The organism is Nocardioides sp. Soil_C_8 (genome assembly GCF_057656315.1).
Genome location: NZ_JBDGKQ010000001.1, coordinates 919,474 through 942,834 on the forward strand (window position 1 = coordinate 919,474; position 23,361 = coordinate 942,834).

The following is a 23,361-nucleotide window of genomic DNA, read 5'->3' on the forward strand; positions in this document are numbered from 1 at the left end:
CGCGGATTCTCTCAGGGTCGATCTCGATACGCACAACGCCCCGTCCTCGCAAGCGAGGACGGGGCGTTGGTGCTACTCGATCTGGGTCGTCACACCAGACCTGATCGCTTCGCGATCAGTTCTGGTACGACCCAAAGTCGAAGTCGTCGAGCGCGACGGCCTGCGACGACGGACCGAAGTCGTAGTCGTAGGAGTCGTAGCCGGTGACCGAGTAGGCCGCGGCGCGCGCCTCCTCGGTGGGCTCCACCCGGATGTTGCGGTAGCGCTCGAGGCCGGTGCCGGCCGGGATGAGCTTTCCGATGATCACGTTCTCCTTCAGGCCGCGGAGGCTGTCGGAGCGGCCGTTGATCGCGGCGTCCGTGAGCACCCGGGTGGTCTCCTGGAAGGAGGCCGCCGAGAGCCACGACTCGGTCGCGAGCGAGGCCTTCGTGATGCCCATGAGGACCGGGCGACCCGAGGCCGGCTTGCCGCCCTCGGAGACCACGCGACGGTTCTCCTCCTCGAACCGCACCCGGTCGACCAGGTCGGACGGGAGCAGGTTGGTGTCACCGGACTCGATGACCGTCACGCGACGCAGCATCTGCCGCACGATGATCTCGATGTGCTTGTCGTGGATCGCCACGCCCTGGGACCGGTAGACCTCCTGCACCTCGTCCACGAGGTGCTCCTGGGCCTTGCGGACACCGAGGATGCGCAGGACGTCCTGCGGGTCGGGGGTACCGGACGTGATGTGGTGACCGACGTTGATGTGGTCGCCGTCCTCGACGTTGAGGCGCGAGCGCTTCGACACCGGGATCTCCTGGACCTCGGAGCCGTCGTCGGGGGTGACCACGACGACGCGGGCCTTGTCGGTCTCCTCGATCTTCACGCGACCGGCGGACTCCGAGATGGGCGTACGACCCTTGGGCGAGCGGGCCTCGAAGAGCTCGACCACACGGGGCAGACCCTGCGTGATGTCGTCGGCGGAGGCCACACCACCGGTGTGGAAGGTGCGCATGGTCAGCTGCGTGCCGGGCTCGCCGATGGACTGGGCGGCGATGATGCCGACCGCCTCACCGATGTCGACCAGCTTGCCGGTGGCCAGCGAGCGGCCGTAGCACTTGGCACAGGTGCCGGTGCGGGCGTCGCAGGTCAGGACCGAGCGGACCTTGACCTCGGTGACGCCGGCGGCCACGAGCTCGCCGATCTTGACGTCACCCAGGTCCTCGCCGGCGCCGGCGAGCACCTCACCCGTCTCCGGGTGGAGGATGTCGACCGCCGAGGAGCGGGCGTAGGCCGAGGTCTCCACGTGCTCGTCGTCGATCCGCTTGGGCAGGCCACGCTCGGTGCCGCAGTCGTCCTCACGGATGATGACGTCCTGCGACACGTCCACCAGACGACGGGTCAGGTAGCCCGAGTCGGCGGTGCGGAGCGCGGTGTCGGCCAGACCCTTGCGGGCACCGTGGGTGGCGATGAAGTACTCGAGCACCGTCAGGCCCTCGCGGAAGTTGGCCTTGATCGGGCGCGGGATGATCTCGCCCTTCGGGTTGGCCACCAGTCCACGCATGGCCGCGACCTGCCGGATCTGGTTCATGTTTCCGGAGGCACCCGAGTCGACCATCATGTAGATCGGGTTCGCGCGGTCGAAGTTGGCCTCCATCGCGCGACCGACCTCGGCGGCAGCCTGGGTCCACAGCTCGATGAGCTCCTGACGACGCTCGTCGTCGGTCATCACACCGCGCTCGTAGTTCTTCTGGACCTTCTCGGCCTGCGCCTCGTAGCGGGCCAGGATCTCGGCCTTGCTGTCGGGCGTGGTGACGTCGTCGATGGAGACGGTCACACCCGAGCGCGTGGCCCAGTGGAAGCCGGCGTCCTTGAGGGCGTCGAGCGAGGCAGCGACCTGCACCTTGGTGTAGCGCTCGGCGAGGTCGTTGACGATCGCGCCGAGGCGCTTCTTGCCGACCTCCTCGTTGACGAACGGGTAGTCCGCCGGGAGCGTGTCGTTGAAGTAGACACGGCCCAGGGTGGTGTCGAGCTGGACGGCGGTCCGCTCCTCCCAGTCGGCGCCCAGCTCGAGGTCGAGCGGGGGCACCACGTCGGTGAGGCGGATGCTGATCTTGCTCTGCAGCGTGATCTCGCGGCGGTCGAAGGCCATGATCGCCTCGGCCGGGCTGGAGAAGACGCGACCCTCGCCGGGCTCACCGTCACGGTCGGCGGTCAGCCAGAACAGGCCGATGATCATGTCCTGCGAGGGCATGGTCACCGGACGGCCGTCCGACGGCTTGAGGATGTTGTTGGTCGACAGCATCAGGATGCGGGCCTCGGCCTGCGCCTCCGCGGACAGCGGGAGGTGGACGGCCATCTGGTCACCGTCGAAGTCGGCGTTGAACGCGCCGCACACGAGCGGGTGGATCTGGATGGCCTTGCCCTCGATCAGCTGCGGCTCGAATGCCTGGATGCCGAGGCGGTGCAGGGTGGGCGCACGGTTGAGCAGCACGGGGTGCTCGGTGATGACCTCTTCGAGGACGTCCCACACGACCGGGCGGGCGCGCTCGACCATCCGCTTGGCGGACTTGATGTTCTGCGCGTGCGACAGGTCGACGAGGCGCTTCATGACGAACGGCTTGAACAGCTCGAGCGCCATCTGCTTCGGCAGGCCGCACTGGTGCAGCTTGAGCTGCGGACCCGACACGATGACCGAACGGCCCGAGTAGTCCACGCGCTTGCCGAGCAGGTTCTGACGGAAGCGTCCCTGCTTGCCCTTGAGCATGTCGGAGAGCGACTTCAGCGGCCGGTTGCCCGGGCCGGTGACGGGACGACCGCGACGACCGTTGTCGAAGAGGCTGTCCACGGCCTCCTGCAGCATCCGCTTCTCGTTGTTGACGATGATCTCGGGCGCGCCGAGGTCGAGCAGTCGCTTGAGGCGGTTGTTGCGGTTGATGACGCGGCGGTAGAGGTCGTTCAGGTCGGAGGTGGCGAAGCGGCCACCGTCGAGCTGGACCATCGGGCGCAGGTCCGGCGGGATCACCGGGACGGCGTCGAGGACCATGCCGATCGGCTGGTTGCCGGTCTTGCGGAACGCGTCGACGACCTTGAGGCGCTTGAGGGCACGGACCTTGCGCTGGCCCTTGCCGTTGGCGATGGTGTCGCGCAGCGACTCGACCTCGGCCTCGATGTCGAAGTCCTGGAGGCGCTTCTGGATCGCCGTGGCGCCCATGTGGCCCTCGAAGTACTTGCCGAACCAGGTCTTCATCTCGCGGTAGAGCAGCTCGTCGCCGAGCAGGTCCTGGACCTTGAGGCTCTTGAAGGTGTCCCAGACCTCCTCGAGGCGCGCGATCTCACGGTTCGCGCGGTCGCGGAGCTGGTTCATCTCGCGGTCGGCGCCGTCGCGCACCTTGCGCTTGGCGTCGGCCTTGGCACCCTCGGCCTCGAGGGTCGCGAGGTCCTCCTCGAGCTTCTTGGCGCGGTCCTCCACGGAGGTGTCGCGGCGCTTCTCGAGGCGCTCGCGCTCCAGGCCGACCTTGTTCTCCAGGGAGTCCATGTCGCGGTGGCGCGCGTCCTCGTCGACCGAGGTGATCATGTAGGCGGCGAAGTAGATGACCTTCTCGAGGTCCTTCGGCGCCAGGTCGAGCAGGTAGCCCAGGCGCGACGGGACACCCTTGAAGTACCAGATGTGGGTCACGGGAGCGGCGAGCTCGATGTGGCCCATGCGCTCGCGGCGCACCTTGGAGCGGGTGACCTCGACGCCACAGCGCTCGCAGATGATGCCCTTGAAGCGCACGCGCTTGTACTTGCCGCAGTAGCACTCCCAGTCCCGGGTGGGACCGAAGATCTTCTCGCAGAAGAGGCCGTCACGCTCGGGCTTGAGCGTGCGGTAGTTGATGGTCTCCGGCTTCTTGACCTCGCCGTGGCTCCACGTGCGGATGTCGTCCGCAGTGGCCAGGCCGATCTGAAGCTGGTCGAAGAAGTTAACGTCGAGCACGATGGCTGCAGTCCTTCGTTAGTACGTGGAAAGTGGAGCTGGGGACTGAGGGCGGTACGCCGGCGGGGCCGGCGTACCGCGTCACTCAGACTTCTTCGACGGAGCTGGGCTCGCGGCGGGACAGGTCGATGCCGAGCTCCTCGGCGGCGCGGAAGACGTCTTCCTCCGCGTCCTTGAGCTCGATCTGGGAACCGTCCTGCGACAGCACCTCCACGTTGAGGCAGAGGGACTGCATCTCCTTGACGAGCACCTTGAACGACTCGGGGATGCCGGAGTCGGGGATGTTCTCGCCCTTCACGATGGCCTCGTAGACCTTCACGCGGCCCGGCACGTCGTCGGACTTGATCGTCAGCAGCTCCTGGAGGGCGTAGGCGGCGCCGTAGGCCTCCATCGCCCAGACCTCCATCTCACCGAACCGCTGGCCACCGAACTGGGCCTTACCGCCCAGCGGCTGCTGCGTGATCATCGAGTAGGGGCCGGTCGAGCGAGCGTGGATCTTGTCGTCGACGAGGTGGTGCAGCTTGAGGATGTACATGTAGCCGACAGCCACCGGCTCCGGGAACGGCTCGCCCGAACGACCGTCGAAGAGCGCGGCCTTGCCGTCCTCCTTGACCATCCGCTCACCGTCACGGTTGGGCAGCGTGGAGCCGAGCAGACCGGTGATCTCGTCCTCGCGGGCACCGTCGAACACCGGGGTGGCGACCTTGGTGTCGGGGTCGGCCTTGTCGGCGCCGATCGCGATGAGGCGCTTCTTCCAGTCGGACTCGCCCTTCTCGCCGGAGAGGTTGAGGTCCCAGCCCTGCTTGGCGAGCCAGCCGAGGTGCAGCTCGAGGATCTGGCCGATGTTCATACGACGCGGCACACCCAGCGGGTTGAGCACGACGTCGACCGGGGTGCCGTCCTCCATGAACGGCATGTCCTCGATCGGCAGGATCTTGGCGATGACGCCCTTGTTGCCGTGGCGTCCGGCGAGCTTGTCGCCGACCGAGATCTTGCGCTTCTGCGCGACGTAGACGCGCACCAGCTGGTTGACGCCGGGGGGCAGGTCGTCGCCGTCCTCGCGGTCGAAGACGCGCACGCCGATGACCGTGCCGGACTCACCGTGGGGCACCTTCATCGAGGTGTCGCGCACCTCGCGCGCCTTCTCACCGAAGATCGCGCGGAGCAGGCGCTCCTCGGGGGTGAGCTCGGTCTCGCCCTTGGGCGTGACCTTGCCGACCAGGATGTCACCGGTGGTGACCTCGGCGCCGATGCGGATGATGCCGCGCTCGTCGAGGTCGGCCAGGCCCTCCTCGGAGACGTTCGGGATGTCCCGCGTGATCTCCTCGGGGCCGAGCTTGGTGTCGCGGGCGTCGACCTCGTGCTCCTCGATGTGGATCGAGGTGAGGATGTCCTCCTGCACCAGGCGCTGGCTGAGGATGATCGCGTCCTCGTAGTTGTGGCCCTGCCACGGCATGAAGGCGACGAGCAGGTTGGTGCCCAGCGCCATCTCGGCGTCGTCGGTGCAGGGGCCGTCGGCGATCGGCGTGCCGACCTCGAGGCGGTCACCGGCCTTGACCAGCGGGCGCTGGTTGATGCAGGTGCCCTGGTTGGAGCGACGGAACTTGGCCAGGCGGTAGGTCTGGTAGGTGCCGTCGTCGTTCATCGTCTCGATGGCGTCGGCGGACACCTCCTTCACCACACCGGCGTTGTCGGCGACGACCACGTCACCGGCGTCGACCGCGGCGCGGTACTCCATGCCGGTGCCGACCAGCGGGCTGTCGCTGGTGATCAGCGGCACGGCCTGGCGCTGCATGTTGGCGCCCATGAGCGCGCGGTTGGCGTCGTCGTGCTCGAGGAACGGGATCAGGGCCGTCGCGACCGACACCATCTGGCGCGGCGAGACGTCCATGTAGTCGACCTCTTCGGCCAGGATCGCGTCGACCTCGCCGTTCTTCTGGCGGACCAGGACGCGCTCCTCGACGAACTTCATCTTCGCGTCGAGCGGGGCGTTGGCCTGCGCGATGACGTAGCGGTCCTCGTCGTCGGCCGTCAGGTAGTCGATCTCGTCGGTGACGACACCCTTGACCACGCGGCGGTAGGGGGTCTCGACGAAGCCGAACGGGTTGATCCGGCCGTAGGAGGCCAGCGAGCCGATCAGGCCGATGTTGGGGCCTTCAGGGGTCTCGATGGGGCACATGCGGCCGTAGTGCGACGGGTGGACGTCACGGACCTCCATGCCGGCGCGGTCGCGGGACAGACCACCGGGACCGAGCGCCGAGAGGCGACGCTTGTGCGTCAGGCCGGCGATCGGGTTGGTCTGGTCCATGAACTGCGAGAGCTGCGAGGTGCCGAAGAACTCCTTCAGCGCCGCGACCACGGGACGGATGTTGATCAGGGACTGCGGCGTGATGGCCTCGACGTCCTGGGTGGTCATCCGCTCGCGGACCACGCGCTCCATGCGGGCCAGTCCCGTGCGGAGCTGGTTCTGGATGAGCTCGCCCACGGTGCGCATGCGGCGGTTGCCGAAGTGGTCGATGTCGTCGGCCTGGACCTTGACGGGAGCACCGTCGGGGCCCTCGACGACGTTGCCCTCGGCGTCGACCAGGTCGGGCGACTCGGCCTGGACACCCGCGGCGTGCAGCTGCACGACGTAGCGGATGGCGGCCACGACGTCGTCGATGGTCAGCGTCTGCTGGTCGAACGCCTCGTGGAGGCCGAGCTTCTTGTTGATCTTGTAGCGGCCGACCTTCGCCAGGTCGTAGCGCTTCGGGTTGAAGTAGTAGTTGTTGAGGAGCGTCTGCGCGGCCTCGGCCGTCGGCGGCTCACCCGGGCGGAGCTTGCGGTAGATGTCGAGCAGCGCGAGGCGGGTGACCTCGTCGTTGACCTGCTCGGCGGTCGGAGCCTCGCCCCGCGCCTTCTTCTGCAGCTCCTCGTAGACGACCTCGTAGCGGACGCTGTCCTTCTCGAGGGTCAGCATCATCGACTCGTACTGACCGAACTCCTCGCGGATCTGGTCGGTGGTCCAGCCGAGCGCCTTGAGCAGGACGGTGACGTTCTGCTTGCGCTTGCGGTCGAGGCGCACGCCGACGAGGTCACGCTTGTCGATCTCGAACTCGAGCCAGGCACCGCGGCTCGGGATGAGCTTGGCGGTGAAGATGTCCTTGTCGGACGTCTTGTCGGGGCTCGACTCGAAGTAGACGCCGGGCGAGCGCACCAGCTGCGAGACGACGACGCGCTCGGTGCCGTTGATGATGAAGGTGCCCTTGCGGGTCATCATGGGGAAGTCGCCCATGAAGACTGTCTGGCCCTTGATCTCACCGGTCTCGTGGTTCATGAACTCGGCGGAGACGTAGAGCGGGCGGGAGTAGGTGAAGTCCTTCTCCTTGCACTCCTCCTCGGTGTACTTCTCGTCGAGGAAGACGGGGTTGTCGAAGGAGAGCATCATCGTCTCGGAGAAGTCCTCGATCGGGGAGATCTCCTCGAAGATCTCCTGCAGACCGGTCTTCTCGGAGACGTCCTCACCGGCAGCCCGACGGGCGGCCACCTCCGCCTCCCAGCGCTCTCCGCCGACCAGCCAGTCGAAGCTGCTCGTCTGGAGCGAGATGAGGGGGGGAACCTCGAGAGGTTCGGTGATCTTTGCGAAAGAGGTGCGACGGTGGTTACCAGCAGAGCTGCGCACGGCCAAGAGGTGTCCTCACAGATGAGCGAGTGATCGGCGCTTGCCGACCACCACGACGGCCGTCCGGAAGGCGTCGGGCATCTGAGGGCAGGCGCAAGGAGACACGATAGCGCAACTCAGGACACGCCACAAACGCGGGGTCGATTTCCCAGAGGGTCTGCTCCACGCGTTGGCCACGACTATGAACGCCACATCGCCCCGGGTCAAGCAGAACGCGCCGATTGCCTTTCTTCGCCTGCCCGCCGGCCGTCCGGAGCGCGCCCGCTCCCCTACCCCTGGGTGGGCGAGGTGATCAGGTCGTCGACCAGCCACTCGCCGTCCACGCGCTGCATCGAGACGGTCACCTGGTCCTTGTAGACCACCGGCTCGGCGTTGAGCTTGTTGGTCGTGGGCCGGTCCACGAAGACCAGCACCTGCACCCGGTCGTCGCTGGCCCGCACCACCCCGGAGGCGACGACCGAGGCGCTCACCTTGGTCTTGGTCCGCGGCGCGTTCTCCTCGAGGACGGCGAAGAGCTTGTCGTACTCCTCGCGGTAGCCACCGGTCATCAGCGCCTGGGCCTCGCGCTGGTCGGCCTCCAGCGTCTCGTAGTCGTAGGACAGCACCGGCACGACGGCGCGCTCGGCGGCGACCTGCGCGGCCCGGACGGCAGGGTCGTCACCGGCTGCCTCGGCGCGGGTGCCCGTCCAGGCGGTCGCGACCACGAGGGCGGCCGCAAGCACGCCCAGCCCGGCGAGGAGCCAGCTCGGGACGCCCCGCGCTGGGGCGTCCTCGGCCCGGACGCGACGGAGGCGCGTCGCGAGACCCGGTCGGGGCCGGTCGGGTCTCGCGACGGGCGCCGGGGCGCCCTCCTCGACCAGCGGGGGCTGCGCCGGGGCGCCCTCCTCAACCGGCGAGGTCTCGGGGAGGGTCTCGTCGTACGCCGCGCGCGAGGGCGGGTCGAGGAGCACCTTCGCGGCGCGGTTGAGCGTGTCGAAGCGGCGGTCGCCCGGCTCGAGGTCGGCGATCCGGTCCTTCCAGGCGGCGCGGACGTCCTCGGTGGAGGCGTCGTGAGGGACGTCGAGGACGTCGTACCAGGTAGGTGCGTCGGTCACGGCGTGCTCCCTCCGGTGGCGCCCGCGGCACCGGGCTCGGCCGGCGCGCTGACGGGGGTGAAGTCGTCGACGAGCCACTCGCCCTCGATCATCACCAGGTCGACGGTGAAGCGGAACGGCAACGGCTCCTGGTCGACGGTCTGCTGCTTCTTGCCCTCGCCCCGCGAGTAGCTGTCGGTGAAGGCACCGGCCACCAGCACCCGCGCGGAGTCGTCGTCGACGGACGACACCGCGGTGGCGAAGACGTCGGCGGTGCGGGTGATGCCGCCCTGCGCGACCAGCTGCTCGGCCGTGGCCACCTCCTTGTCGAAGTCGGCGGCGAACTTGGGGGTGATCACCTCGCGGACCTGGTCGCGGTAGTCGGGCATCTGCCCGGAGTCGTCCAGCATGTCGGGGCTGTAGGTGCCGAGCCGCTTCACGAACTGGTCGGTCAGGCTCATCACCTGCTCGCGCTCCTGGGGGTGGTCGAGCCCGCCGCCCGGGGTCGCGCGCCCACCGGCGCTCAGCCAGACGAGCAGGGCGAGGCAGGCCACGACCACGACCGTGAGCGCGACGGCGAGGATGCTCCTCCACCGTGGCGGCGGCGACTGGTCAGGACTGATGGGACCGGTCCCGTCGGTCCCGGTCTCGACGGACTCGCCCGGTCGGGCGAGCTCGGTCAGCACGGACATGTTCCCTCCCTGTACCTGCGTCTGGAGCTCCGACCCCTCCTCCAAGGGGTCTGGAGGGTCAACGACGCCGGGCGCCGGAGGTCACGCGCTCGCCGAGCAGCGGCTCGAGGTAGAGCCACTTCCAGCTGTCCTCGCCCAGGGTGCGCGGGGCCGCCGCACGCGGCCCGGTGAGTCGCTCGATCTCGGCGGGGTCGGACGTCAGCGCCCCGGACTCCGGGTCGTAGGCGAAGTCGGCGGCACCCCATCCGGTGGCCGCGCGGGGCGCCTGGATGTTCTGCGCGCCGCGGGCGTTGGACTGCGAGGCGGGCTCGGTGCAGCCGGCGCCCTCGTTCATGGCGGCGTCGCTGCCGTCGAGGGGCGAGCGGCGGTCGGTTCCCTCGTAGCCGCCGAGGCACACCTTGGGGTCCTGCGTCAGCACCATGCCGAAGTGGGCGTCGTACAGACCGGTGCCGGGCGACTTCGACACCACGGTGTAGCCGCCCTCGACGACGTAGGGGTAGATCACCAGCAGCTGCTCGATGCCGTCGAGGTGCTTGACCACGACCTCGCCGGTGGTCACCAGGTTGTTGATCAGGTCGCCGAGCTCCACCTCGTTGTCCTCGAGGAAGACCCGCAGCTCGTTGGCGCCGAGCGAGCCGTCCTCGATCAGCCGACGCAGGTCGCGGTCGTGGTCGGCCACCGTGGTCGAGAACGTCGAGAGGTCCCGCGCGAAGCGGCGGAAGGCGCGCTCGGAGTCGATCTGGCCGTTGAGGACGGTGTTGCTGTCGCGGATGAGGTCGACGGTGACGTCGAAGTTCTGCTCCGCCGCGGTGATGAACTCGCTGCTGCTGTCGAGGATGGCCTGCAGGTCCTGGCCGGCGCCGTTGAACGCCAGGCCGAGCTCCGAGGTCACGGTGCGCAGGTCGTCCTGGCCGACGCTGCGGACCGTCTCGTCGAGGTGGGTGAGGAGGGTGTCGGTCTGGATGGGCGTGGTCGTCAGGTCGCGCGCGATCTCGGAGCCGTCCCGGAGGAAGGGGCCGTCGTCGCTCTGCGGCTGCAGCTCGACGTACTGCTCGCCGACGGCCGACCTGTTGCCGACCAGCGCGTGCGCGTCGGCGGGGATGTCGGCGTGCTCGTCGTCGATGTCGAGCACGAGGTCGACGCCGTCGTCGGTGAGGACCAGCTCGTCGACCTCGCCCACGCGCACCCCGCGGTAGGACACCTCTGCTCCGGCGAAGGCTCCGCCCGAGTCGGCGAAGTGCGCCACCACGGTGTAGCTCCGGTCCATGACGAGGCGGTCGAGCCGCGCGTAGCGAGCGCCCACGAAGCTCACGCCCACCATCGTGATGATGGCGAAGACGAGCAGCTGCAGCTTGGTCCGTCGCGTGATCATCGCGTCACCATCCCGGGGACGAGGAGGCTCACGAGGGCGGGGTCGTAGACCTCGGCGAGCTCGCCCATCGTCGGCCCGCGCCCGCGGCCGGGTGGCGCGCCGGTGGGGTACGCACCGGGTCGGGGAAGCCCGGGCAGGCCGGGGAGGCTGATCGTCGGCAGCGACGGGACCGGGACGCTCGGGAGCGTGGGCGTCGGGAGCGGGACGGTGGGGTCGCCCGACCCTCCGCAGAGGCCCGGCACCGGGTACTGCTTGCACACCACGCTGATGACCGATCCGGGCAGGCCGATGCACGCCGACACGTCACCCCGCCGCAGTCCCTCGACGCAGTCGTTGATCGCCTCGATCGCGTCCTGGCACAGCCGGCTCGTGTCGGGCAGCGGGCCGTCCTGCGGCAGGGCGCTCAGCGGGATGCAGGCCTCGGTCGGCAGCGTGGTCGGGATCGTCGTCGGGATGCCCGTCAGGTCGACGTCGAGGGTGATCGACAGGTTGGTGTAGTCGCCCATGTGCAGGTTGCGCGCCACCTGGGGGTCCCGGCCGACGACCTCGTCGACGAACGGGTAGGTGAGGAAGACGTTGAAGGCGTTGGTGAAGTCGTCACCGGACGCGGCGAGCTGGGTCAGCACCGGGTTGAGCCGCTCGAGCGAGGTGATGGTGGCTCCCTTGGAGCGGGTGATCACGTCCACCGCGACCGACGACAGCCGGTCGAGGGCGGCGAGCATCTCGACCAGGTCGTCGCGCTGGCGGTCGATCGAGTCGAGCGCGCTGGGCAGCTCGTCCAGCGCCTTGTCGATGGTGGGCAGCTGCTTCTCGGCCGCGAGCGCGAGCCGGTTGAGCGACTCGATGGCGTCCAGGATGTCGGCCTTGTTGTCGTCGAGCTGGCCTGTGAACGTGCGCAGGTTGCGCAGGACGGAGCGCGCGGAGTCCTCGCGGCCCTCGAGGGCCCGGTTGAGCTCCTGGGTGATCGACTTGAGCTGCGCGACGCCGCCCCCGTTGAGGAGCAGGCTCAGGGCGCCGAGCACCTCCTCGACCTCCGGGTTGCGCCCGGCGCGCTCGATCGGGATGACCGCACCGTCCTCGAGCCGGGACGCGATCGCGCCCTCGTCGGGCGCGCTGAGCTCCACGAACTTCTCGCCGAGCAGGCTGGTCTGGCGCAGCTCGGCGACCGCATTGCCGGGCAGGTCGACGTCGCGCCGGACCTCGAGCGTGACGAGGGCCTGGTAGCCGTCCAGGTCGATGGCGGACACCTTGCCGACGCTCACGTCGTTGACCTTGACCGTCGACTGCGGGACCAGGTCGAGGACGTCGGCGAACTCCACCTTGACCGTCATCGGGTCCTCACCGACATCGGGCCCGCCCGGGAGTGGCAGCGAGTAGACGCTGGCGTCGCACGCGGACAGGAAGAGCGTGGCCAGCACGCCGAGGACGAGCACCTTGAACCGGGTCACCACTCCTCCTTCGTGTGGGCCTCCGTGTCGGGTGCGACCAGGCCACCGAGGGTCGGGTCGAAGACGTCCTGGGCCGGCAGCGGCGCGGCCTTGCCGCCGAGGGCACCGGCGCGGGGCCGGGCGAGCAGCTGCGTGATCCGGTCGCAGACCTGGCCCGAGCGCTCGACCTGCCCGACGAAGCCGCACAGGAACGCGGCCGGGTCGATCTCGAGCTGGTTGATCGACTCGCCGAAGTTGGCGCGCGTGTCGAGGGTGCCGGCCTGGGGGTTGTAGGTGAGGGCGAGGTTGTTGAGCGCCCCGGGCGCGACGTGGAGGATCTCGTCGAGGGCCGCACGCTGGCGCACGAGCACCTTGGCGACCCGGTTGACGCCCGCGATGTTGCGGCTCAGCGAGCCCTTGTTCTCCTCGACGAACTCCTTGACCGCCGTGAGCGCCACCGACAGGTTCTGCGTCGCCGCGACCAGCTCCTGCCGCTCCCCCGACAGCATCGTGGAGACGTCGGCGAGGGACTGGTTGAACTGGCGCACCGTCCGGTCGTTGTCGGCGAGGGTCTCCATGAAGCCGCCGAGCGCCTTCACCGAGCCGAAGAGCTCGTCGGAGTTGCCGGCGAGGGTGGAGCTGAGGCGGGAGTAGTCCTTGATCGTCTGCCGGAACGTCGAGCCCTGACCGCCGAAGTTGTCGGCCGTGACCGAGAGAAGGTCGGAGAGGGCACCGGACTTGTTGGCGCCACGGGGCCCGAGGGCGACGTTGAGGCGGTCGAGGCTCTCGTACACCTGGTCGAGCTCGAGCGGCTCCGCCGTCTCCTCGACGGACAGCTCCGCGCCGTCGGCGAGGACCTCGCCACGGCCGGAGTAGGCGGGCGTCAGCTGGACGTAGCGGTCGCCCACCACCGACGGCGCGATGATCACCGCGCGGGCGTCGGCGGGCAGCTTGACCTCGTCGTCGTACGTCATCGTCACGGTCACGTCCGTGCCGGTCGGCTCGACGCGCGTCACCGTCCCGACGGGCACGCCGAGCACCCGCACGTCGCTCCCCTCGTAGACCGAGATGGTGCGGGGGAAGTGGGCGACGAGGGTCTTGGAGGTGTCGCCGCCGAGGACGCTGACGGCCGCCGCGACGACGAAGCCGAGCACGACGAGCGGCACGAGGAGACGCTTCACGAGGTCCATGGGTCAGCCCACCTGCGGGACGGGCGGGAAGTTGGAGATCCAGGTGTCGAACCACGGACCGGTGCCGAGGGTGTTGGCGAAGACGCGGTAGAACGGCGCCATCAGCCGGAGGCTGCTGTCGAGGTTGTCCTCGTTCTTGTTGAGGACCGCGACGACGTTCTCGAGGTGGGCGAGCGCCGGCCTGAGGTCCTCGCGCGACTGGTCGATCAGCCGGGTGAGCTCCTTCGAGAGCGTCGTGCTGGACACCAGCAGGTCGTGGACCGCCTCCCGGCGCGCGACGAGGGCCCGGAAGAGCACGTCGCTGTCCTCCATCAGCTTGATGATGTCCTGGTCGCGCTCGTCGAGGACCGTCGCGACGCGCTCGAGGTTCACCAGCAGGGTGTTGAGCTGCTCGTCCTTGGCCGCGATGTTGGACGAGAGCCGGCTCAGGCCGTCGAGCGCGCCCCGGAACTCCTCGGGGGTGTTGCGGGTGAGGTCGGCGAGCGTGGTGAGCGACTCGGCGAGCTGGTCGGTGTCGATCTGCTCGGAGGTCGAGGCGAGGCCCTCGAATGCCTCGACCACGTCGAACGGCGAGGAGGTGCGCGCCGCGGGGATGGTGGCTCCCTCGTCGAGCCGGCCGCCGCCGGCCGGCTCGAGCGCCAGGAACATCGCCCCCAGGATCGTCTTGACCTTGATCGCGGCGCGGGTGTCGCTGCCGAAGTCGGCGGCACTGTCCACCTTGAAGCTGACCCGCACCTCGTCGCCGGCGAGCTCGATGTCGTCGACCTTGCCCACGCGCACGCCGGCGATGCGGACCTCGTCGTTGACCTTGAGGCCGCCCGCCTCGGTGAACATCGCGTGGTAGGTGTCGCCACCGCCGATGACCGGCAGGTCGTCGGCGCGCAGCGCGGCGACCAGCGTCAGCGCCAGGACGACGAGGCTGACGGCCCCGACCACCACGGGGTTGCGCTCGCGGAAAGGTCTCATCCGAGATCACACCTGTCGGACCCGGTGTTGTACTTGACCGGGATCGAGACGTCGCGGGGCAGGTTGACGCGCCCCTGGAACTCGCAGAGGTAGAAGTTGAAGAACGAGCCGTAGATCGCGGTGCGCCCGATCTTGTTCAGCTTGATCGGCAGGACCTGGATGGCGCGGTCGAGCTCGGCCTTGTTCTTGTCGATGTTGCCGGCCACCGCGCGCAGCTCCTTGATGTCCTCCACGAAGGGCTCGCGGATGCCGTCGATGAGGGACGCGGTCTCGACCGAGAGCGTCGAGACCTCCTCGAGCGAGCCGAGGATGGCGTTGCGGTCCTTCTTCAGCCCGCCGACGAGCGTGCGGAAGGACTGGATCAGCCGGGTCAGCTGCTTGTCGCGGTCGGCGACGTGGTCGAGCACCAGCGACAGGTTGTCGATGAGGTCGCCGATGACCTGGTCGCGGTCGGCGAGCGTCGAGGTGACCGACGCGGTGTGCGCGAGGAGTCCCTCGAGCGTCCCGCTCTCGCCCTGGAACACCTGGACGAGCTCGTAGGACAGCTGGTTGACGTCGTCCGGCGAGAGCGCCTCGAAGAGGGGCTTGAAGCCGTTGAAGAGGACCGTGAGGTCGAGCGCGGGGGTCGTCCGCGACACCGGGATCGTCGAGCCGGGCGGGAGGCGTCGGGTGTCGCCCACCTCTTGCGTGAGCGAGATGTAGCGCTGTCCGACGAGGTTCCGGTAGCGGATGGCGGCGTTGGTGCCGCCGTTGACCGACGTGTCGCGGTCGACCGAGAAGGTGATGAGGGCGCGGGTGCGGTCGACGATCTCCACCTCGCTGACCGTGCCGACGCGCACACCGGCGACGCGGATGTCGTCGCCCTTGTTGACGCCGGTCGCGTCGGTGAACTCCGCCCGGTACTCGCGCGACGACCCGAGGTCGAGGTTGCCGATGGTGACCACCAGCACGGCGGTCGCGAGGGACGTCACGACGACGAAGACGAGCAGCTTGACCAGGTCGACCGAGGTCCTGGCATCGAGGATCCGGCTCATCGCAGCGACACCTCCGCCCCGCGCGCCATCGGCCCGACCAGGAGCACACCGAGGTCGGGCACGTCGTCGGTGCTGACGCCGAGACCGGGCGCGAGCAGCGCCTTGAGCAGCGCCGACTCGTCGCGGCCGCCCGCGAAACCGGCGGCGCTGCCGGACCAGCCGGGGCCGACGCGGCTGGTGCCCTTGCCGGTGGACTCGTCGACACCGTCGACGAAGTCGGGCTGGTGGGTCACCGGGTTGCTCTGGGACCACGGCGGGTTCGGCAGCCGGCCGCAGTAGTAGCCGCGCTTGTCGCCGTAGACCGGGGCGTCCTGCGGGCCGTAGCCGCGCGGCTGGTTGGGCAGCGTCTCCAGCACGATGTGCAGGGTGAAGCCGCGGAACGCCTCGGCCTGGAGCTTGCCCGCGCCGACGATGCCGCCGAGCAGGCAGGGGTAGCCGGGGGCGTAGCGCGCGAACACCTCGAGCTGCGCGGCGCCGAGGTCGGCGAGGCGGACGAGGTTGTCGCCGTTGGCGCGGGTGAAGCGGTCGGTGACGGTGGCGAGCCTCGTCACGTCGTTGAACAGCGCCTGCAGCTTGTCCTCGCGGTCCTCCAGCGTCGAGGTGGTGGTGATGGTGTTGCGGAGGATCGTGGCCACCTCGGGCAGCACGTCGGCGTACGTGTCGGAGACCCGCGCGGTGAGCCGCAGGTCCTCGACGAGGGCGGGAAGCTCGGGGTTGAAGCGGGTCAGGTAGTCGTCGAGGGTCTCGAGCGTCTCGCCGAGCTGCTCGCCCCGGCCCTCGAGCGCGGTGGCGACCGCGTTGAGGGTGGTGTTGAGGTCGGCCGGCTGCACCGCGCGCAGGAGCGGGTAGAGGTCGCTGAGCACCTGCTCGACCTCGATGGAGAGGTCGGTGCGCTGGATGACGTCGCCGTCGGCGATCGGCTGGGCCGACGACCCGCCGTCGGGGACGACCAGCGAGACGAACTTCTCGCCGAAGAGCGTCTTGGGCAGGATCGAGGCGGTGACGTCCCCCGGGATCTCGGTGGTGCGGTCCTGGTAGAGGCCGAGCGTGATGTCGGCACCCTCGGCGGTGGGCTCGTAGCCGAGCACCTGGCCCACGATCACGCCCTTGATCTTGACGTCGGCGCGCTGCGGCAGCTGGAGCCCGATCTTCGACGCCTTGACCGTGACCTCGTCGTAGTCGCTGAACTTCTGCGTGAACACGCCGTACGTCGCCCACACCGCCGCGAGCATGAGGGCCAGGAAGAGCACGCCGAGGGACTTCGTCCTCATCACCCGATCACCCGGCCAGCCGCACGGTGGTCGCCGCGCCCCAGATCGCCATGGACAGCAGCAGGTCCAGCACGTTGATGGCGACGATGCTGGTCCGCACGGCGCGCCCCACGGCGACGCCGACGCCGGCGGGACCGCCGGAGGCGTTGTAGCCGTGGTAGCAGTGGATCAGGATCACGGTGACCGCGAAGACGAGCACCTTGCCGAAGGACCACAGCACGTCGCCCGGCGGCAGGAACGCGTTGAAGTAGTGGTCGTAGGTGCCCGCGGACTGCCCGTAGATCTGGGTCACCACGAGCCGGCTCGCGAAGTACGACGAGAGCAGGCCCACGACGTAGAGCGGGATGATCGCGATCAGCCCGCCGACGACGCGGGTGGCGACGAGGAACGGCATGGACGGGATCGCCATCACCTCGAGGGCGTCGACCTCCTCCGAGATGCGCATGGCGCCCAGCTGGGCGGTGAAGCCGCAGCCGACCGTCGCGGCGAGGGCGATGCCGGCGACGAGCGGCGCGATCTCGCGGGTGTTGAAGTAGGCGGAGACGAAGCCGGAGAAGGCCGCGGTGCCGAGCTGGTTGAGCGCGGCGTAGCCCGAGAGGCCCACCTGGGCGCCGGTGAAGAACGTCATGCCGATGATCACGCCGACGGTGCCGCCGACGACGGCGAGCGCGCCCGAGCCGAGGGTCACCTCGGCCAGGATCCGCATGATCTCGCGCGGGTAGCGGGTGATCGAGCGCGGCACGGCCCGCAGCACCTTGAGGTGGAAGGCGAGCTGGCCGCCGAGGCCGTCGAGGGAGGCGAGGGGCTTGGCGTACACGTCGCGGAGGGGCATCGTCATCCGCCCTTCGGGGGCACGACCTGCAGGTAGATCATGCTGAGGACGAAGTTGGCCACGAAGAGCAGCAGGAACGTGATCACCACGGACTCGTTGACGGCGTCGCCGACGCCCTTGGGCCCGCCCTTGGCGTTCATCCCCTTGTAGGACGCCACGACCGCGGCGATCAGGCCGAACACGAGCGCCTTGACCAGCCCGATCCACAGGTCCGGCAGCTGCGCCAGCGCCGTGAAGCTCGCCAGGTACGCCCCGGGAGTGCCGTCCTGGAGGATGACGTTGAAGACGTAGCCGCCGCTCACGCCGACGACGCTCACCATGCCGTTGAGGAAGAACGCCACGAGCATGCACGCGAGCACGCGGGGCACGACGAGGCGCTGGATCGGGTCGATGCCCAGCACCATCATCGCGTCGAGCTCCTCGCGGATCTTGCGCGCGCCCAGGTCGGCCGCGATCGCGGAGCCGCCGGCGCCGGCGATCAGCAGCGCTGTGCCGATGGGGGCCGCCTGCTGGATGACCGCGAGCACCGAGGCCGAGCCGGTGAACGACTGCGCGCCGAACTGCTTGATCAGCCCGCCGACCTGCAGCGCGATGACGGCGCCGAACGGGATCGCGACGAGGGCGGTCGGGACGATGGTGACCGAGGCGATGAACCACGCCTGCTGGATGAACTCGCGCAGCTGGAAGGGTCGCCGGAACAGCCCGCGGAAGACGTCGAGGGCGAAGGCGAACAGGTTGCCGGCGACACCGATCGGTGCGAGGGCGCGCGAGGACGTCGACGTGGACATGGCGGCTCAGACCCCCGGGGCCAGGCCGGCGTTGCTGGACTCGAAGGATCCCGGCGGCGGGGTCACGCCGTTCTCCCGGCACCACTCCCCCGCCGGACGCTGGCCGCGGCGCGGGATGCCGTTGGACGGGTCGAGCTGGAGCGGGATGGGCGGCAGCGGCGGCAGCTCCCGCCCGGCCTCGGCGGCGAGCTCGTCGGCGTCCTTCTCCTCCGACATGCCGATCGGGCCCACCCGCTGGGCGTTGAGGAACTGGCGCACCACCGGCTCCTCGGAGCTGAGCAGCTGCTCGCGCGGGCCGAACATGGCCAGGTGGCGGTGGTAGAGCAGTCCGATGTTGTCGGGCACCGTGCGCGCGGTGTTGATGTCGTGGGTGACGATCAGGAAGGTGGCGTCGATCTGCGCGTTGAGGTCGACGATCAGCTGGTTGAGGAAGGCCGTGCGCACGGGGTCGAGACCCGAGTCCGGCTCGTCGAACAGCACGATCTCCGGGTCGAGGACCAGGGCGCGGGCCAGGCCGGCACGCTTGCGCATCCCGCCGGAGATCTCGCCGGGCAGCTTGTCCTCGGCACCGAGGAGACCGACGAGGTCCATCTTCTCCATGACGATGTCGCGGACCTCCGACTCCGACTTCCGCGTGTGCTCGCGCAGCGGGAAGGCGACGTTGTCGTAGAGGTTCATCGAGCCGAACATGGCGCCGTCCTGGAACAGCACCCCGAAGAGCTTGCGGATCTCGTAGAGCTCGCGCTCGGAGCAGCTCGCGATGTCGGTGCCCTCGATGATGATCGAGCCCTTGTCGGGCTTGAGCAGGCCGATGAGCGTCTTGAGGAACACCGACTTGCCGGTGCCCGACGGCCCGAGCATCACGCAGATCTCGCCGGCCGGGACGGTGAGCGTGACGTCGCCCCAGATGAGCTGCTTGCCGAAGGACTTGGTGAGGTCGTCGACCTGGATCTCGACACCCATGCTCCACCCTCCCTGTCGTCTGGCTCGCCACCGCGCCGGGCCTCCCGCCCAGCGCTGCTACTGGGGGTCCAACGCGGGAGGACGCGAGAGGTTACGGGCGGGTACGAGACGGCCTCGAGCGGGTTCACAGGCCAGGGGCGTGTGCAGCCCGGGTGACGCAGCCAGCCCTCCATACCGGTGGTTGCCGACCCTGCTGAGGCGGGTGGAGACTGGTCGGTGCGGTCGAGGGGTGCCCGACCGCGGGGAGGACCTCCTGTGGCCGAACCTGCACCGTTCCCGGACCAGGGACCAGTCAGCGCCGCGGAGCACGAGCGGCTCCGCCGGGACTACGACGCCCTGGCTGACCAGTTCGGCGCGACGTCCGAGGTCCTCGAGGCGATGGGCCGCTCGACCGCCGATCCGGACGCGGTGCTCACCACGATCGTCGAGAACGCGCGCAGGCTGTGCCGGTCGGAGGCCGCGCACCTGTACCTGCTGCAGGGCGACACCTTTCGCCTCATGGCGACGGTCGGGCTGTCCGAGGCGTCCCGGCGGGTGCTGACCGAGCACCCGATCTCCATGGACCGCGAGACACTCACCGGACGCGTCGGCCTGGAGCGGAGGACGCTCCAGATCCCCGACGTGCTGGCCGACCCGGACTACGGCCGCCACGACCTGCAGAGGTCGGCGGGCTTCCGCACCGTGGTCACCGCTCCGCTGATCGTCGACGACGCGGTCGTCGGCGCCCTCAACGTGTGGCGCAACGAGGTCCGCCCGTTCGACGACCGTGAGATGGGCATCGTCAGCGCGTTCGCCGTCCAGGCGGCCATCGCCGTCAACGGCGTCGGGCTGGTCCAGCAGCTCGAGATGCGGGGAGCGGAGCTGGCCCGCAAGGTCGACGAGCTCGAGGCGCTCCGCGCGGTCGGCGAGGCGGTCAGCTCCACCCTCGACCTCGAGGACGTCCTCGACACGATCGCCGAGCACGCGGTCGCACTGTCCGGCACCGACGGTGGCTCGATCATGGAGTACGCCGAGCGCGACCGTCGGTTCGTCGTGCGCAGCGTCCACCGCACGGCTCCCGAGGTCGTCGAGCAGCTGCGCTCCGTGAGGATCGACCTCGACACGACGCTCGTCGGGAGAGCCGCGCTGGAGCGGCGCCCGATCGTCGTCCCCGACCTCGCGGCCGTCGAGCTCGACCCGCACCTGGAGATCCTGCACCGCGCCGGGTGGTCCTCCCTCGTCGCCGTCCCCCTGCTCCGCGAGGACACGATCGTCGGCTCGTTGATCGTGCGGCGCAAGCGCACCGGCGACTTCTCCCCGGAGGTGGTCGACCTCCTGGAGACCTTCGCCAGCCAGTCGGCACTCGCGCTGCTGAACGCGCAGCTCTTCCGGGAGCTGAAGGAGCAGAGCCTGGCCCTGGAGCTGGCGAGCCGGCACAAGTCGGAGTTCCTGGCGAGCATGTCGCACGAGCTGCGCACCCCGCTCAACGCGGTGCTCGGCTTCTCGGAGGTGCTGCTCGAGCGCATGTTCGGCGACATCAACGAACGACAGGAGGAGTACCTGCGCGACATCCACGGCTCGGGGAAGCACCTGCTCGAGCTGCTGAACGAGATCCTCGACCTGTCGAAGGTCGAAGCCGGGCGGATGGAGATCGACTACTCCGCGTTCGAGCTGCGCGTGCTCCTGGAGGAGGCGGTGGCCATGCTCCGCGAGCGGGCGACCGCGCACGAGATCGACCTCACCGTGGACGTGGAGCCGGGCCTGGTCCATGCATACTCCGACCAGCTGCGGCTCAAGCAGGTCGTGCTCAACCTCGTGACGAACGCCGTCAAGTTCACCGGCGACGGTGGTTCGGTGGCGGTGCGGGCACGGCGCACGCCGGTCGACATCGAGGTCACGGTGACCGACACCGGGGTCGGCATCCCGGAGGCGGACCGTGAGCGCATCTTCGAGTCCTTCCAGCAGGGCGGACGGGGTGCCTCACGCGAGGAGGGCACCGGACTCGGGCTGACCCTGTCGCGCCGCATCGTCGAGCTGCTCGGCGGCCGGATGTGGCTGGAGAGCGAGGTGGGCGTCGGCAGCACCTTCGGCTTCACGCTCCCGTCGCGCACCAGCGACGACGCCGCCGCTCCGGTGCCGACCTCCGGGATGTGCGAGGTCGTCGTGATCGAGGACGACCGGCCCTCGCTCGACCTCTTCACGGCCTTCCTCGACGGCGCCTCGGTGCGGGTCATCACCGCACGCGACGGGGCGGCCGGGCTCGAGGCGGTGCGCCGGAACCGGCCGAGCGCGGTGCTGCTCGACATCAGGCTGCCGGGCATGGACGGCTGGGCGGTCCTGACCACCCTCAAGCAGGACCCCGAGACCCGCGACATCCCCGTGATCGTGGTGTCGATCGTGGACGAGCGGCAGCGCGGCGCCGCGCTGGGGGCTGCGGCCTACCTCGTGAAGCCGGTCGGCCGCAGCGCACTGCTCGACGCCCTTGCGGAGGTCGTGCCCTCCGTCCACACGGGTTCCCACGTGGCAGGAGAGGAGTGAGGACGTGACCACCGGCAGGCGGGTCCTCGTCGTCGAGGACAACCCCAAGAACCTCAAGCTCGTCCGGGACGTGCTGACCCACTACGGCTACGAGGTCGTCGAGGCGACCACGGGCGAGGAGGGAGTGCGCCTCGCCGCACAGGTCGCTCCCGACCTCGTCCTGATGGACCTGCACCTGCCCGGCATCGACGGCGCGGAGGCGCTGCGGCGGCTCCGGGAAGCCGAGAGCACCCGCTCCGTGCCGGTCGTGGCCGTCACCGCCTTCGCCATGGACGACGACCGCGAGCGGGCGCTCGCCTCCGGGTTCGACGGCTATGTCGAGAAGCCGATCAGCGTGCGGGCCCTGCCCCAACAGGTGGAGGACTTCCTCGGCCTCGGAGAGGTGCGATGACCCCCGACGACCGACGCACCCGGCGTCATTGACACCGTGTGGCGGCTGCTCGAACCCCTGCGAGCCGAGGACCGGGAGGCGTTCCTCGCCCTCGCCCACCGCCGCACGTTCGCGCGCGACGAGGTCCTCTGCCACGAGGGCGACCCGGCGGACTCGCTCCACCTGGTCGAACGCGGCCACCTGGCCGTGCGCGGCACGCTGGCGTCGGGTGCCGCCGCGACCTTCACGGTCCTCTCGCCTGGGGACTACTTCGGAGAGCTCGCGCTGCTGCGCGCCGACAGACGTCGCACGGCGACGGTCACGGCACTGGAACCGAGCCGGACACTCGCGGTGGCGGGAACGGCCTTCGACCGGCTCTGCGAGCGCAACCCGGGCATCGAGAGGGTCGTGGCCATGCTCCTGGCCGACCGGATCGACCTCCTCAGCCGACGACTCCTCGAGACGATGTACGAGAGCCTGGACCGCCGGGTCCACCGCCGCCTCCTGGATCTCGCAGACGCCTACGGCGAGGGCAACGGCGCCGTCACCATCCCCCTCAGCCAGGCCCAGCTCGCGGACCTGGTGGGTGCGACGCGGCCGCCGGTCAACCAGGTCCTGCGGCGGCTCGCGGACCGCGACGTGGTCCGCCTGAGCCGTTCGCGGATCGAGGTCCTCGACCCGGCGGAGCTGCGCCGACGCGGTACCTGAGCGACCTGCCAGGAGTGTCTCCGGGCGAACAGAACTTTCCCTCGCGGCGGCTCAGGATCGGGATCACCACACAGATCCCACCGAAGGAGCCCGTCATGTACCCCTACGAGGCCGAAGCCCTCAGCCGAGCCATCATCGCCGACCGCGTCCGCGAGGCGGACCACTGCCGCCTCGTCCGCAGGACCGGGCAGTCCGAGCCACGCAGCGCGGGCGGCGCCGCGACCGGGTCCGCCGGCCCGCGCTCCCGCCTCTGGAGGCTCGTCCACCTCTCGCACGCATACGGCTGACCGCACGGAGTCGACCATGAACATCCGCTCCCGCGGCCGGGCCACCGTCCGGCCCGACCTCCTCCACGACGCCCTGCGTCAGGAGCTGCTCCGTCTGGCCCAGCACGAGGACGACGCCGCCAGCCGGGAGGCGGCACGCGTGCACTACTGGGAACCCACTCCCGTCACCGTGGTCGTCCACCGCCAGTGCGCCGCAGCCCTCCGCGAGGCTGCTGACCAGCACCTTCCGGAATGACCGAGGTCCGGGTA

General features: G+C 69.6%; 18 protein-coding genes. 5 read left to right on the forward strand and 13 right to left on the reverse strand.

Features of this window, described 5'->3' with window-relative positions:
* Positions 1-115 precede the first annotated feature (115 nt).
* The 13 genes from AC3A3L_RS04535 to AC3A3L_RS04595 form a co-directional block, all read right to left on the reverse strand.
* Positions 116-3,961, reverse strand: coding sequence for a DNA-directed RNA polymerase subunit beta' (locus AC3A3L_RS04535; protein WP_487638833.1), 3,846 nt, complete (start codon positions 3,959-3,961; stop codon positions 116-118).
* Between the two features lie 85 nt (positions 3,962-4,046).
* Positions 4,047-7,628 carry a DNA-directed RNA polymerase subunit beta gene (gene rpoB, locus AC3A3L_RS04540; protein ID WP_487638834.1) on the reverse strand — a complete coding sequence of 1,194 codons (3,582 nt, stop codon included), beginning with the start codon at positions 7,626-7,628 and terminating at the stop codon, positions 4,047-4,049.
* 263 nt (positions 7,629-7,891) lie between these two features.
* Entirely contained in the window at positions 7,892-8,716 is an 825-nt protein-coding gene (locus tag AC3A3L_RS04545) for a J domain-containing protein (protein ID WP_487638835.1), read from the reverse strand.
* Positions 8,713-9,387, reverse strand: a complete 675-nt coding sequence (locus tag AC3A3L_RS04550) for a hypothetical protein (protein ID WP_487638836.1) — start codon at positions 9,385-9,387, stop codon at positions 8,713-8,715. The genes AC3A3L_RS04545 and AC3A3L_RS04550 overlap by 4 nt, the downstream gene beginning before the upstream one ends.
* Positions 9,388-9,445: 58 nt before the next feature.
* On the reverse strand, positions 9,446-10,759 hold the full coding sequence (locus AC3A3L_RS04555; protein WP_487638837.1) for an MCE family protein: 1,314 nt from the start codon (positions 10,757-10,759) through the stop codon (positions 9,446-9,448).
* On the reverse strand, positions 10,756-12,207 hold the full coding sequence (locus tag AC3A3L_RS04560) for an MCE family protein (protein ID WP_487638838.1): 1,452 nt from the start codon (positions 12,205-12,207) through the stop codon (positions 10,756-10,758). The genes AC3A3L_RS04555 and AC3A3L_RS04560 overlap by 4 nt, the downstream gene beginning before the upstream one ends.
* The gene (locus AC3A3L_RS04565) at positions 12,204-13,376 is read right to left on the reverse strand and encodes an MCE family protein (protein WP_487638839.1); all 1,173 of its coding nucleotides are present in this window, start codon (positions 13,374-13,376) and stop codon (positions 12,204-12,206) included. The genes AC3A3L_RS04560 and AC3A3L_RS04565 overlap by 4 nt, the downstream gene beginning before the upstream one ends.
* 3 nt (positions 13,377-13,379) lie before the next feature.
* Positions 13,380-14,342: an MCE family protein gene (locus AC3A3L_RS04570; protein ID WP_487638840.1), complete on the reverse strand. Its 963-nt coding sequence runs from the start codon at positions 14,340-14,342 to the stop codon at positions 13,380-13,382.
* Positions 14,339-15,376 (reverse strand): MCE family protein, encoded by a 1,038-nt coding sequence (locus AC3A3L_RS04575; protein WP_487638841.1) that lies wholly within the window; start codon positions 15,374-15,376, stop codon positions 14,339-14,341. Before AC3A3L_RS04575 ends, AC3A3L_RS04570 begins: the two co-directional genes overlap by 4 nt.
* Positions 15,373-16,647 (reverse strand): MCE family protein, encoded by a 1,275-nt coding sequence (locus AC3A3L_RS04580; RefSeq protein WP_487638842.1) that lies wholly within the window; start codon positions 16,645-16,647, stop codon positions 15,373-15,375. Before AC3A3L_RS04580 ends, AC3A3L_RS04575 begins: the two co-directional genes overlap by 4 nt.
* A gap of 7 nt (positions 16,648-16,654) precedes the next feature.
* Entirely contained in the window at positions 16,655-17,485 is an 831-nt protein-coding gene (locus tag AC3A3L_RS04585) for an MlaE family ABC transporter permease (RefSeq protein ID WP_487638843.1), read from the reverse strand.
* Positions 17,482-18,267, reverse strand: coding sequence for an MlaE family ABC transporter permease (locus AC3A3L_RS04590; protein WP_487638844.1), 786 nt, complete (start codon positions 18,265-18,267; stop codon positions 17,482-17,484). The genes AC3A3L_RS04585 and AC3A3L_RS04590 overlap by 4 nt, the downstream gene beginning before the upstream one ends.
* Positions 18,268-18,273: 6 nt before the next feature.
* The gene (locus tag AC3A3L_RS04595) at positions 18,274-19,230 is read right to left on the reverse strand and encodes an ABC transporter ATP-binding protein (protein ID WP_487638845.1); all 957 of its coding nucleotides are present in this window, start codon (positions 19,228-19,230) and stop codon (positions 18,274-18,276) included.
* Between the two features lie 255 nt (positions 19,231-19,485).
* On the opposite strand from AC3A3L_RS04595, the gene AC3A3L_RS04600 reads away from it, so the two are divergent.
* The 5 genes from AC3A3L_RS04600 to AC3A3L_RS04620 all read left to right on the forward strand — a co-directional run bounded on the left by AC3A3L_RS04600 (position 19,486) and on the right by AC3A3L_RS04620 (position 23,347).
* Positions 19,486-21,747 (forward strand): GAF domain-containing protein, encoded by a 2,262-nt coding sequence (locus AC3A3L_RS04600; protein WP_487638846.1) that lies wholly within the window; start codon positions 19,486-19,488, stop codon positions 21,745-21,747.
* A gap of 4 nt (positions 21,748-21,751) precedes the next feature.
* A complete protein-coding gene (locus tag AC3A3L_RS04605; protein ID WP_487638847.1) occupies positions 21,752-22,138 on the forward strand; it encodes a response regulator in 387 nt (128 codons plus the stop codon).
* Between the two features lie 36 nt (positions 22,139-22,174).
* On the forward strand, positions 22,175-22,825 hold the full coding sequence (locus AC3A3L_RS04610) for a Crp/Fnr family transcriptional regulator (RefSeq protein WP_487638848.1): 651 nt from the start codon (positions 22,175-22,177) through the stop codon (positions 22,823-22,825).
* A 95-nt stretch (positions 22,826-22,920) separates the two neighbouring features.
* On the forward strand, positions 22,921-23,112 hold the full coding sequence (locus AC3A3L_RS04615; protein WP_487638849.1) for a hypothetical protein: 192 nt from the start codon (positions 22,921-22,923) through the stop codon (positions 23,110-23,112).
* 16 nt (positions 23,113-23,128) lie between these two features.
* Positions 23,129-23,347, forward strand: a complete 219-nt coding sequence (locus tag AC3A3L_RS04620) for a hypothetical protein (RefSeq protein WP_487638850.1) — start codon at positions 23,129-23,131, stop codon at positions 23,345-23,347.
* Positions 23,348-23,361 lie beyond the last annotated feature (14 nt).